Annotated in this window: 9 protein-coding genes; 3 read left to right on the top strand and 6 right to left on the bottom strand. The window is 54.8% G+C overall.

The window, feature by feature from the left end; translation table 11 throughout:
• Positions 1-5: 5 nt before the first annotated feature.
• The gene (locus AD666_RS24685) at positions 6-1,262 is read right to left on the bottom strand and encodes a hypothetical protein (RefSeq protein WP_053158243.1); all 1,257 of its coding nucleotides are present in this window, start codon (positions 1,260-1,262) and stop codon (positions 6-8) included.
• A gap of 493 nt (positions 1,263-1,755) precedes the next feature.
• On the opposite strand from AD666_RS24685, the gene AD666_RS24680 reads away from it, so the two are divergent.
• Positions 1,756-5,652: an ATP-binding protein gene (locus AD666_RS24680; RefSeq protein ID WP_053158240.1), complete on the top strand. Its 3,897-nt coding sequence runs from the start codon at positions 1,756-1,758 to the stop codon at positions 5,650-5,652.
• Positions 5,653-5,978: 326 nt separating this feature from the next.
• Here the strand turns inward: AD666_RS24680 and mobH are convergent, their stop codons facing one another.
• Complete coding sequence (mobH, locus tag AD666_RS24675; RefSeq protein ID WP_053158238.1) at positions 5,979-7,703, bottom strand: MobH family relaxase; 1,725 nt, start codon at positions 7,701-7,703, stop codon at positions 5,979-5,981.
• A gap of 231 nt (positions 7,704-7,934) precedes the next feature.
• On the opposite strand from mobH, the gene AD666_RS24670 reads away from it, so the two are divergent.
• Entirely contained in the window at positions 7,935-8,132 is a 198-nt protein-coding gene (locus AD666_RS24670; protein ID WP_053158235.1) for a hypothetical protein, read from the top strand.
• A gap of 128 nt (positions 8,133-8,260) precedes the next feature.
• Here AD666_RS24670 and AD666_RS24665 read toward each other — a convergent pair whose 3' ends face one another.
• On the bottom strand, positions 8,261-9,223 hold the full coding sequence (locus AD666_RS24665) for an ArdC family protein (RefSeq protein ID WP_053158232.1): 963 nt from the start codon (positions 9,221-9,223) through the stop codon (positions 8,261-8,263).
• Positions 9,224-9,336: 113 nt separating this feature from the next.
• On the bottom strand, positions 9,337-9,666 hold the full coding sequence (locus tag AD666_RS24660) for a hypothetical protein (RefSeq protein ID WP_047542309.1): 330 nt from the start codon (positions 9,664-9,666) through the stop codon (positions 9,337-9,339).
• Positions 9,667-10,111: 445 nt separating this feature from the next.
• On the opposite strand from AD666_RS24660, the gene AD666_RS24655 reads away from it, so the two are divergent.
• Positions 10,112-10,522 (top strand): DUF3742 family protein, encoded by a 411-nt coding sequence (locus tag AD666_RS24655; RefSeq protein ID WP_053158229.1) that lies wholly within the window; start codon positions 10,112-10,114, stop codon positions 10,520-10,522.
• Here the strand turns inward: AD666_RS24655 and AD666_RS24650 are convergent.
• Entirely contained in the window at positions 10,515-12,053 is a 1,539-nt protein-coding gene (locus AD666_RS24650; RefSeq protein ID WP_053158225.1) for a conjugal transfer protein TraG N-terminal domain-containing protein, read from the bottom strand. The genes AD666_RS24655 and AD666_RS24650 overlap by 8 nt on opposite strands.
• 10 nt (positions 12,054-12,063) lie before the next feature.
• Positions 12,064-12,372, bottom strand: coding sequence for a hypothetical protein (locus tag AD666_RS24645; RefSeq protein WP_053158222.1), 309 nt, complete (start codon positions 12,370-12,372; stop codon positions 12,064-12,066).
• Positions 12,373-12,374: the final 2 nt, after the last annotated feature.

Raw genomic sequence — 12,374 nt, 5'->3', positions numbered from 1 at the left:
TTCCGCTAAATCGGAGCTCTCAGCTGAGTTGGATAGTAGTGGGTTTTCGATCCATAGACTAGGGTCGTCTTGTTTCGGCGTGGACTCAAACTGTCGAGCAATGCACGCCCTTTTTGTGTGAGGCGTGCTCTGTGGTTGATCAAGCCGAGCTCTTCAGCCATCTCCATTGACTGGAACAGAACTTTCACGGGGAAATCTGTGACGGCAATCAATTCAATGTGACTTCTTCTGCCCTTAGAAACCGCAGCAGTAATCAAGACAGCTGCGCGTTGTGCGTTGTTGAATTGTCTGTAAGTCATTGACTGGGGGATGGTGGGCAACCCCAGTGTCTCAAATTTCAGATCGACTGATTTCTCATCGTACGGTGGGTTCAACCAAAACGCTTCTGTAGAGCGATTGATAAACAAAGGACTCCAAGGTCTGACATTGCTAATGTTTTGCTCCGTAAAGATCGCGGGCATATTGTTCGGAGCGGAATGTTCAAAGGCCATCAGCGCCCCTACCTCCCCGTAACCGAGAGGATCTCCAGAGAAGCTTCCGTAGTCAGCGCAGAGCGTCAGTATCTGATCGCTTTCACTCGGGTCGAATGAATCGAAAATCGTGGGGCAAGGGTAACAAGTTATGACGGTTGGCTTGCTGGGGTGGCGCTTCACCGCTTCAATGCCGGGCTTCGAGCCGCTGACGGCGACTACGACTAGCTCAGCAAGCCCATACGACCTCCAGCTACGGATGCTCCTGACTCGCCAGAAAGAACTCAACATCCTTTTGACCCGGTCACCGCTGCCAATGAAATCAGTCACGATGATGAGCTTCCTCACACCATTGTCCCGTATCTCATCCGCTGACGGATGGAACATAAGTTTATGAGCATGCTGGACGCACAAGGAAGAAAGGGCCTGTGCCAACACACCTTCGCTGCCAATCACCTGGCGCTTGTTCTTCAATGACTGTACTGCAGGTTTTGCCGCGCCTACGGCTCTCAGGGCAACTCGCCTTCTAGGTTTCTTGCTCGGTACTTTCTCCTCCCTGTACATGGGAGGCGGTAGACCCTTTTTATGTCTTGTGCGCTGAAGCTCTCGCTCTACGTAGATAGCGGAGGAGGGGCTGTTTTTGCACACACGAGTGATCCTTTTCTTCAAGGTCACTCTTACGTCGGTGTGATTCATGTAATTGACTTTAGAGAGCAATAGTTCTGCCAGCGGGCGGTCAGCAGGGTCTTTGTTGAATTGATCCAGCCACAGCTCTATCTCTGGGAGGTACATGTTTCTCTCCGGTCAGGGCGGATGCTCCCCTCAAGCTGCCCGCAATATTGGGCAGGATACCTTGGATCAAGCCTGAGTGGTGGTGGGGGCGCACCTCAAACAGTACATTGTCAGCAATCTCCGATTAGCTCATTGGCCGTATCGCCACACCGACTGAGCGCAGGTGCGCAACTGCACTCCACTTGACCACCCGTTTGCATTGCCACTCAGTCAATTTCATTCGAACTGACGAGGCGTTTGCGTCGGATTTGATCAGCATTGGCTGACCTTGACCGGCAGAAGTTGAGCAGAAACAGCCGTTGGTACTGTAAGTTCGCCTTCTTCAATGACAGACGAACTTCCTACCGATATTTTGAGGTGTGAGTGCTATAGACCGCGCTACTCCGGTAAGACCCTGTTGCGGCAGACGACTGCACCTGCACGGATGGATTAGGAAGTGGCGTATAGCTACTATCAGGTCTATTCTCAGCGCACCAAAAAATGGGAATAGGACATGACCACCACGGCGACTCGCCCACTTCACCTACATACCCTGGATAGCCTTTGCGCAGACCTAATAGCAGGTTTATCTGTCGGTGTGGGCGATGATGGAAGTACCTTCCAGCTTAAATCCAGCACGGCGCGTGGCGTGCTTTTTTGGTACACCAAAAATAAAACGCGATGGGCGGCCAACGTTCAAACCACCGACGTGGAGGCGATAGTCGACGCCGCTCTAGCTTTGCCCGCTTCCCACCACCCAGCTGCGCATGTCAGCCGACCAGACTCTCCCCGCATATTTTCGCTCGCCTCGATCCAAGCGCATCAGTTCGCCGGTCTCCATCATGCTGGAACCACCCAAGCCAAACCAAACGACTTCGCCTTTAACATCGAAAGTGGTGTGACGCTCTTCGAAGGCTACAACGGCTGCGGTAAGACATCCCTGATCAATTCCATCATCTGGGCGTTGACGGGGGAGGTGTTACGACCACAGCGACCACCAGAGTCCGGCAGCAAGGATTTTGATTTTGAAGTTGATGAAGTCGCCACTCATGCAGCTCCACCAGTAGTACCGCTGCCTGACCCGACGCTGGAGTCGCTTACCGCGCAGGCGATTCCGGTCAATACCTGGGTGGAATTGGTGTTTGAAGATCAAGATAAGCAGCGTTACCGAGTTCGTAGGAGCCTGAGGCGCGTCGCGCGCAATACCTTGAAGGAAGAAGTCTCTGGTCTGGACGAGATGGGTCTCGACCCAATCAGCACGCGGGTTGGTACGACGATTCCCGGCATCCTTCCCTATGTGCAGGTTGGCTCTACCTCCGCATTGGGCAAGGCGGTATCAGAGCTCACGGGTATGGCACCTCTGGTACAATTGGCTAACCACGCTAATAAAGCCAAAAAGAAAATTGATGGCGACCTGACAAAAATTAAACGCAGCGAGCTAGAGGGTTCTGATGAGGCCTATATCGTCACCCGTAGCGACCTATTGGATTTGATCCATCAACACACGTTGGCCATTGACGAAGAAGCCGTTCCACTACCTTCAGACGATGCGTGCCTTGAGACCAAGCTCGATCAACTTGCCTCTGAGCTCGAAATGCTCAAGACGTCCGGCCTTGATCACGCGAAACAGGTATTAGGCGACACATTCGATGCTCAGGATGAGAGACAACGGAGCGACTTGATGAAGAGCATCGCACCGGCACTGAATGCAGTTGGCAAACTCGGCACGCTTCCCTCAATTGCGCGGCTGGGTGGATTGACCAAGCTATCGGATGATGAAGCGGCGCCCGTTAGGGATTTCATCGCAGCAGTGCGTAAAGAAGCAGAGGAGCTTGTTGAGATTGATGCCGAGCCAAACAAGGCAGCGCGTGTACGACTCTATGCGCGGGTTGCAACTTGGATACGGGAACACCCCGGCCTGCAGGACGAGAACAGTTGTGCGATCTGTGGCCACAGTTTAATCGACGTCGTGGATGAGATCACAGGGCTAAAGATTAAAGACCACATAAATGGGGCGGCCAAGGAGGGGGACTATGCAGGGCAAACCTTCACTGCTTGGGCGAATCACGCCATCGGTCAAATCACGACGCGACTCCCGGTTGCTATCGCAGCAGAGGTAAGACGCGACCTTTCAGCAAGTCCGACTTCACTACTACGTCAAGCAGTTGTGGACGAGCTGTTTCTTGATACAGCCTTTATCGGAAGTCTAGCGCTGCTTAAACAGAGCGTTGCCGAAGCCTGCGATCATAGCTTAGCGTCTTTTCCTAAATTTAATTTTACTGCTTCGCCGGAACTGGGAGGGGGACGCGCTGAACTCAAAACGCTCAATCAACTTATCTATCGGGTTGAGCGCGCGTTGGCCTACCCCGCATGGCGCAAACATGCCACGTTGGCGAGGAACAGCTTCATGTCGGAGGTCGTTGGCCAAGAGGCGACTGCCGAGCGCGAGACAGTACCAAGTTCACTCATGGGACTACTGCAAAAGTTGCAAGCCGTGGTCGCAGCGATAGCCCCTGTCGACGAGGCCGCCGTGAAGCAAAAGCGGCTGGTGGCTGAGCTCAAGAAACGTCGGAGTTTTGAACAACGGCTGAAAGCCTATGGCGAAGCAAGCTTGGCGCTGAAAGAGTGTGTCACGGTAGGTGATTTGGCGGAGCAGCAAGTTCTGCTGCTGCAACGGAGGTTACGTAGCAGCGCTACCGCTTGGCGCCAGAAGATTTACTCCAGTGCCTTTCCCTCAACCAGCTTGGAGCTTGTCGACACCCGAATGAGCAGCAACGGTGAACTGCAACTGCTAGTCGGTGCTAACAGGCTCGCCGCACCAGCGCAGCACGTGTCGAACGCGTCAGCTCTACGCGCAAGCCTTCTGGGCTTTTATCTTGCTTACTGGCAGTACATGCTCAGCGAGCGCGGAGGCTTGCAGTTGCTCCTGCTGGATGACCCCCAAGAACTGCTTGATGGGGATAACCGCGATAGGCTTGCTGAAGCTTTATATGAAATATACAAAGCTAGTGCGCAATTGATCATCACCACACATGACACGCGCTTCGCCCTAGCAGTAGCCAGACGTCTGCAGGGCAAGTCAGTTCCCTTTAACCATCAGTATGTACACCCTGCTACAGCCACCCGAGGCACTATCTTCCTGACACCCAGCGTTTCCAGAGTTCAGACGGCGTTTGAACAGTTCAAGGCTCACCCCGACGATCCTGGGGCGGCGCAGGACTATCTAGCAGAATGTCGTGTATTTCTGGAGGGGCGTATGGGGGACCTGTTTGATGACCGTGCGTACCCCGCAGCCGCGACGGTCAGCTTTGCGCCTACACTCGGTGACCATCTAAGCCGACTGCGCGGCCTGATCAAGAACCCGCCTAATGAGTTGTTCAAGAGCCCGATCATCAAGGGCTTTGTCAACGATCACGCGCTGAACGATGGTTCTGCAACTCTAGGGCTGCTCAACAAATCCCATCACAGAGATAAAGAAAGAATCCGCCCACAGGATGTGTCTGATATCAAGGAGCATCTTGAGCGACTACGTAAAGGCGTAGAACGTGCGCATGAGGAGTTTCGAACCTTCAACCGCCGCGAGCCATTAGCCATACCTTCCACCACTATGGCCTCTTTATGTCCTGCTGAAGTATCAGAGTTTCGAGTTTCCATCAGAGCCTCTCTGAAAGCGTTTGTGCGAGGTGCCACGGTGGGCGACTCTCAGGAAGTTGAGTTTGAGGAAATTACCTCCGACTGGTTCCAGTCCAAAGCGTTCTTCTACATCAGGTCGAACGCATTAGGGTTCGCGGGGCCACAGGGCAGCGTGGCGATTGTAGAGATAGCGGCTTCTGCCCCAACGGATCGACAAATTGTCATTGCACGCACGGGGAAAGATGTTTTTGCTCGCCGGTTGCTGAAGCCCCAGCACTCAGAATTTGTCGCTCTGGCCGCCGAAACGCCTGATCCACGCAAAAGCCCGCCGACACAGTTGCTACACGAAAACCAGTTGCTGCTGCATCCGATTGTGGGAATGTTCTTCGGTAGCCTAGACTTCGTGCCCAGCTCCAAAAATGAAGCCGTGCAGGTACCTGCAGTTCCTCAGATTCAGAAAATCCAGTCTGCGTACCGTATCAAAGAGGATAGCGCCGTACCCCTCGCACTCCCTGATCAAATCGCACTGGGTGGTGCAGCCATTGCCATGGACGAGTTCGATGCGCATCTCGACGAATATGTTGCGTTGCACCTCGACGATGGCAGCAGCCTATTTAAGCGGGTAGGGGCCAAGCTCCCTGCACCGCTGCAACATCTTCGCCAATTTGAATCTATTGGTGGGCTGGGCTTAGCGGATGTTCTTGCTGTCGACGCTGAACATATTGGGCTGAGAAGGGTGCTCGATGCTGTTTCCATCATCGGTGTCCTGTATCGATAAAGCCGACGCAATGGCACACGATGGCGTTTTGGAGCCAAAGCGCTTGCAAGTGCACTGATACTCGACTTAGAGGCAAGGCTGCACACTGCGCCGCATTTTTTATGATCAGATTCATCGTAACTTGGTGGGCTAGTTGCAATTAGGAGGCAAACCAGACGTCGCTCTTGGCTGATTGTTACCTGTTGCGAAGGCTGCGGTCGATCCGAGGTTGCTGTTGACGAAAAGAGGAGGAGTGCCTCGGGATAGCTAATAGAACGATAACGCAGCGTGTGTGAACTCCAAAGCCAACTCTGCGATCTGATTCCCAACACGGGATGTCATTGAAATTATTTTTTTTCGATTTTAAGAAAGGGATTGTCGGAAGGCACAATGTTGAACAACAACGCTGGAGTATCCAGCAAATAGCCTTTGAGATTTGCTTTCTTCCGAGGACCCTCGATCTGACAGATCCATATGTTCAAGCCATCGTCACGTTTTCTGTGAATCTTCAGTTTCTCAAACTGCTTCTGCACCCAACGCCATTCTTCGATCTCTTGGCAGGCGCCCTGAGAGATACCGGGAAACTCCTGCGCGTAGCGTTGGAAGAGACCAGGCGTGACGAGAAACACACTCCCACCCACCGTGTGGATTTTAGCCTTGCTGTCGTTGATGATCAGCTTGTGGCTGAGAATGCCTTCCTTGACCCAATCCAAGAATGCCTGGCCAGCGTTATCCGAAGGAGGGGTTGACGTTTCGAGAGCGCTTTCTAATGGCGCATAACTGGCCTCAGGCTCTTCCAACTCGAACATATCCAGCAGCGTGCCGAGATAGTCGGCATCCTCCATTTGCGGTGGCTCGGGCTGCGATGGGCTTTGACGAGATTCTGTACTGACAGTCTCGGGCGCTGCAGGTGATGCCGGAGTGTTGGGCTGATTGTCATCGCGTGCAACGCTTACCGTTCCGTTGAAAGCCTCGGGGCGCTCTTCGCTCCCCCAAATCAACGCTGGTTGAAGGCGCAGAAAGGAAAAGATTTGCTCCCAGTTCTCCTGGGCGACGAGCGCGGTCCAGATGGCTTTGCCTTCCGGAGTGGACTCAACCAATCCATGCGATTGCAGCTCGTCGAACACCGCGAGGTTAGACGAGGGAATGCCTTCAATCGATTGCGACAGCAGATAGGCTCGCAGCTTGTCCGTGACCGTCTTGCTGACCAGCCAGAGTGCGTCCTGGGTCAGCCATCCCGCGGCACCCGGCTGGTTGAGTTTCAGCTCGTGTTGAACCAGATGACGCAGTCCGCTGATCAAGTGATGTTGCAGCGAATGAACCGGCGCTTGCAGCGCCTTGCTCGGGTTACCGCCGATGTTCTGTGCGACGGAAACACGGTCGGCCTGCATCACCAACTCACCGAGCACGCCGGCGCGTTCGTACTGACCCGCAAGGACATACAGCAGACTCGCCCACAGCGGCGGAAAATCACTGAGCCAGTCCAGGATAGGTTGGTCAAGAATCTGCGCGTAGAGCAAGCCTGCGGCCGCGCCGTGCAGGTGATAGTCGCGACCCTTGAGGTAGCGAAAACGATACGGCTGATCCAAGGAACCCTGCCAAGGATGCCAAACATGGCCATCTTGGCGCTCTACTAGCAGGTCCACGGCGATCTTGCCGATGTCATGCAGCAGGGCGCCATAGGCGATGCCAGCCGACCAGGCATCGGTCTGGGCGGCTTGGTCTTCGGGCGCGGCGCCGGAGGGAAGCAGATATGACTGACGCAGTTTCAGGCTACAGGCGACCAATTCCAGTCCATGGTCGAGCATGCCGCCAAGATAAGCATGATGGTGAGTCTCGCTGGCTGGAAACTGCTGGACCAGCTCGGCGTAGCGATGGATCGGATTTAAATAGAGCTGGCTGAACTGCGAATAGGAGAGGGCGGTGTACTGCCAGATGCGATCGAGCATCTGGCGGCGGTGCTCCGCGGCTAACAAGTTACGGGACGGCTCGACGGGCAGGTAACCTTCAGCGACGTTTATGGTTGATTGCGGAGGGGGCTTCTGCCTTTTGCGGCGAAACAGACTGAGCATCGTGGCCTCCCAAGAAATGGTAGGGTCAATGGCCTTTTAGCCTTTTCGGATAGGGCTCTTACCCTTGAATCCCCATTCCCCTTCTAACCCTTGCCCGTCCTTTTGCCGGGTGTCCCTTTGTGCGGCAATCGGAATATCGATTTGTCCTGGTACCGTTTTGTTGGATGCGTGTGCTGGTGAAAAAACGGAAAGTGTCGTTACACTGCGGTGCGAATTTTATCGGGTCTTGCTATGAACCTCACTGACGCCACGCTCGTGCTGCTACTCGCGGCGCGTATCCATGGAACAGACGAAGCCGTCAGGGCCTCGGCGAAGAGCGTGGTCAAGAAGCTTCCGCGTAGCAAACGCGATCTTATCTACAAGGTGATCGACAGCCGTAGTCCGCTGGATCTGGTTAATTATCTGGCACAGAATCTAGATGCGGAATGACATGCTGCGGGCGTATTTACTTGCCTGCTCTCTGCATCAGAGCCCTATGGCATGAGGCTTTTTCTGGACAAAAAAAGGGCCCAACTTATGTTGGACCCTTTGAAGAGTTTGCTGCAGTGAGGTAACGATCAAGCTCTGTCGTTCGTGCGTTGCGGGCGATCCATGACCATCTGTTTCCGTTGCAGCCCCAGGTCGAGCACATACTCCGAAGCATATCGGGCTTGACCACTGGCTCGGAAGACCGCGCGATTATCAGCCTTGAGCAGGCCGAGCCAAGAGTCGATGTAGCCCTCGTGGCGCAACTCTCCCTGTATACCCGCGTAGGCACATAAAAAAGCGGCACCCATTTCGGCGATCAATTCCTCAAATGCGTAGCCTGGCGAGCCGAATGGGCAAGGAGAGGTCACGCCCTCGCGCTTTAATCGAGAGTGATGTCCGGTCCAGTGCGTCAGCTCGTGCAATGCGGTGGCGTAGTACCCACCTTGATCGTGAAATTGCGCTTTTGTCGGCAGTTGGATGAGGTCCCTGATCGGGTGATAAAAAGCTTCGTCAGCAGCTCGATGAATGATGTTTGCGCCTGAACTTAACAACAGTTCCTCCGCCGCGCTGTTTGGGAAGAAGGGATCGCTCGGTTCCATCTCAAGAACGTTTTCGTTGAGCGTTTCGAGCCCCTCTGTTTGCTCGATGTTGAACAGGAAGTGCGTTCTGAGAATGCCAAAGTGGATGACCTTGGGCTGGCCGTTTTCATCGAGTACGGCTTGACCCGACTCGGTCTGTTCCTCGCGCTCCATCGGCTTGTAGAGCACTGCCAGGGTGCTGTGCTCACCCTTACGGATGTGCCCTCCGGCTTTTTTGGCTTGGTTGAAGGTCAACCAGCGATCTTGAACGAACCCCTGCAGCCTGGCCTCGGCCCAGAGCAACGGTAAATTAATGCCCGAATAGGGGCGCTGTGTGATGGCGTTAATGGGATAGGGTTGGTGATGATCGACGGCAGCTGAGTCACTTGAGGACCACGGTTTGATCCAGGGGGCTACGCCTTGGTCTAACGCGGCAACAATTTTGTCAGTCACGTCTTGGTAGATATTACGCATGGCATTTTCCTCGAGAGAAATCGGAGGAACGCCTTGCCCGTCGGGGAAGGGTTCCCCGGTGGGCGTTGGGTTGGATTGATGCAGGATTACGTGCAGTCTGAGTGTGTATGCGTTCAGCGTTGATGCTCTTCCGCAAGCGCTATCAATAAGGCATCAGGCTGGTCCGGCGCCTGAAGCAGGCTGAGGCTCAGTTGCAGCAACGGTTCATGACTCGTGTCACCCGCTGAGGCAATTTTGGTTACCTCGAACACCACGTAGGGTGCATTTGGATCGGCCAGGTGAGCTTTTAAGGCTGCGCGGACCACGTTGCTCAGCCTATCGAGTTGCAGTTTTTCAGGATGATTTGAACCGTCGAGCAGTACTGCGCGTTGCCATGCGTCTGGAGTAAACACAACGGGCAAGCGCAGGCTATTCAGTGTTTCGGAAGTGAGTGAGTCGGACATGGTGTACCTCCGTTGAGAGCGAAGAAACCTGTCCCATAGGGAAAAGAATTCCCCGCAGTGGGTTTAAGAAAAACAAGAGGGTTGGGACGAGCAGAACCGGAAAGGCGCTCGGGAGAGAAGTAGGCGTTCATCACTGTGAAACGTGACCGTGCGAGCCACCGAACGCTAATCGCACTTGGGGGAACCATCACCGGAGTGACGTAGCCTTAAAGGCTCTGGCTACCTGGGAAGGTGCTGTCGAAAACAGCGATCCGTGTCCTCTATGTAGCTGGATGATTTGGATGGGTCAACGGCCTTAGAGGCGCTGTTGTACGAGGAGTGTCTTCTGTCTTCCAGTGAAGAGTTTTCGACCGAATAAGCTGATAAACGGTTAAGCATGGGCGGTTTTCAGTAGTAGGCTGTAATCACGATTTCCACAGGAATACGCTCAGAAGAGGGCGCAATCATGCCGGCTCAGCAGCCAGTTCAAATCTCCCGCGCGCATCGCTGGGCATATGCCTGCGGTATGTCGGTAAAACGTGTTTATCGCAGGTTAAAAGGATTTGAATCTCGTGTGGTTAAACGTGCAGTGGCGACAGGTATGCCTGCTGGCGGGCTATTGGTTCGTGGGAGCTTTTTGGTTACGAAGCTGGCACTCATCCTCGGGTTGCTCTTTATCGGTTTCTGGTTGGTCGCTTCTGTGGTGACGATGATTGCTGTAGTTGGGCTTCTGGTGTCCAAGGCTGTCATTGATGCGAAGCTTGAAGGCAATGATCCAGGTCCAGACTTTTTAGGGGCCAACTCCTATCTAGGCAATTACGACGACAACGGCCATTACATCGGGCATTCCAAATTATCGAGTAGTGACGTCAGATGATCCTTTTCGTAGCTCCCATCAACTGATCTGTGCCTTTGCCTGCCGCACCATGCGCGGCCTTGCTCGCACTTCCTAGCATCCCTTCAAGGCCGCTGCCAATTGAATAGCCTGCCCAGCTCATAGCAACTAGAAATAGACCTGGCAGGACCAAGAACATCGCCCCCATCACATACTCAATCACCTGCGCTGTGACGGTCCCATCCATAAATCCGGATGTCGGCAGCGACAAAAGCATCTGACTGGAGGCCGACACTTGGTTGTACAAAGTATCGAGCATGCTGGAGTCGACCCAGCGGGCCAACTCCCACCAGAAGGTCAGCATGTGCAACGTAAACAGTGCGAACGTCACCGTCATGACAGTCTTTAGCTGGTAGGTACTGACCAGCAGGATCAGCGGCAAGCTGATGATGACGCCCATGATCAGGAAAGCCTGCACCATGGGCAGGGCGGCGCGTAGCGCATTCATTGCCGGAAAGTTGCTGAAGGAGCCGAGGGCCAGCCCAGTGTTGGTCGCCAAGTTATTGAGTCCCTGATTGATCGACCCACCGCGAGCACTGGAGCCATAGTCTTGGTACACCTGTCCGGGCGACATGGACATCGATTGTTGGCGAGGGCTGACCAGTTCGCGAAGGGTGGCATCTTCGATCTCGGTGCTTGAGCGGCCAGTCAACCAACCTTTCAACTGAGTCAGTAGCGAAGGATCGACTTGCTCGATCAAACGCTCTCGCAGCCCGACTCCGCTATCACTCCACCACTGCTTGCAGGTGGGGTAGCCCGCGCCATTCTCCAGCCGCGGTAAGGAAACATCGCGGCTTTCGTCATACGGCCAGCTGACCCGCGGTGTACGTGAGCGATCGGTGTTGTAGTAGCCCGGAGTGTCGAGGAAATAGCTTGAGCCGATCCAGGACGCGTCGTGACTTTGTGCCTTGTCCAACTGCGGGCGGTTGGTGAACAGCCGAGAACGGGAATAGCCATAGCAGTCGCGAGTGAAGTCGGCGACTTCCTGCAGCAGTACCTGACTGTCGATGCGCGAGCTATCGATCTCCATGCGCATCTGCCGGATATCCGGTGCGCAGGGGATGGAGGCGGTGGCCGCCGCGGTCACACCTTTGCTCAAGGCATGCACCAGAAACCACCAGATCGGCACGTTGGCGGAGCGTTCGCCGATAGTATTGAAGGTCGTCCCCCAGGCGGTTTCCGTCGGTTTGGCCACACTCACGCCGCAGCGCTGACTCGCCGCATCATCGAACGCCATTGAGGCGAGGCTCAACGGAAAGACCGGCGCGCAACCGAACAACACGACTATGTACGCCAGCCACAACCGGTTCTCGATCCGAGGCACCGAGAGCAGGCCTTTGTTGCCTTCGTCCGCGCCTTGCTGACGGGCCGACAACCACTCTTGCACGATGATTGCACCAAAGGGCGCGGCGAACAGTCCGGTGTCGGACAGGACGCTCCAGAGGCCGTTGTTGATGATCCAAGCCAGCAGGGATAGGTAAAATTCCAGGTAGCTGTTGGTGCTCATGAGCATAGTGGCGACCTCACAACCGGGTGAGTTCGACGCAGGTAAAGAGCACGAGCCCTAATGCCCCGATGTGCTTCACGCGCAGTCGATCCTGTGGTCGATGTCGGTAGCGCCGAAGCAGATCCCACCAGAGCGCAAAGAGGGCGGTGTAGAGCAGGGCGCGCCACCACCGCAGATAAGGCCGTACGGATTCCAATGCCTGCTGCCAGACCTCGAGACTAACCAGCGCAGTGCGGCCGATCCAGGCGACCAGTGCGGCGGTCAGAATCATCACCGCGGCAATCCCCAGACCTGAAAGCAGAGTGAATAGCTGTGAGCGTTTCATGG

Origin of the sequence: Pseudomonas sp. Pf153 (assembly GCF_001269775.1) — a bacterium.
GTDB lineage: Bacteria > Pseudomonadota > Gammaproteobacteria > Pseudomonadales > Pseudomonadaceae > Aquipseudomonas > Aquipseudomonas uvaldensis.
Note: the sequence above shows the minus strand (reverse complement) of the source record. Positions and strands in the feature narration are given on the sequence as shown.

Coding starts and splice junctions, on each gene's coding strand:
- AD666_RS24685 (WP_053158243.1), bottom strand. CDS start 1,262: ATGTACCTCCCAGAGATAGAGCTGTGGCTGGATCAATTCAACAAAGAC.
- AD666_RS24680 (WP_053158240.1), top strand. CDS start 1,756: ATGACCACCACGGCGACTCGCCCACTTCACCTACATACCCTGGATAGC.
- mobH (WP_053158238.1), bottom strand. CDS start 7,703: ATGCTCAGTCTGTTTCGCCGCAAAAGGCAGAAGCCCCCTCCGCAATCA.
- AD666_RS24670 (WP_053158235.1), top strand. CDS start 7,935: ATGAACCTCACTGACGCCACGCTCGTGCTGCTACTCGCGGCGCGTATC.
- AD666_RS24665 (WP_053158232.1), bottom strand. CDS start 9,223: ATGCGTAATATCTACCAAGACGTGACTGACAAAATTGTTGCCGCGTTA.
- AD666_RS24660 (WP_047542309.1), bottom strand. CDS start 9,666: ATGTCCGACTCACTCACTTCCGAAACACTGAATAGCCTGCGCTTGCCC.
- AD666_RS24655 (WP_053158229.1), top strand. CDS start 10,112: ATGCCGGCTCAGCAGCCAGTTCAAATCTCCCGCGCGCATCGCTGGGCA.
- AD666_RS24650 (WP_053158225.1), bottom strand. CDS start 12,053: ATGCTCATGAGCACCAACAGCTACCTGGAATTTTACCTATCCCTGCTG.
- AD666_RS24645 (WP_053158222.1), bottom strand. CDS start 12,372: ATGAAACGCTCACAGCTATTCACTCTGCTTTCAGGTCTGGGGATTGCC.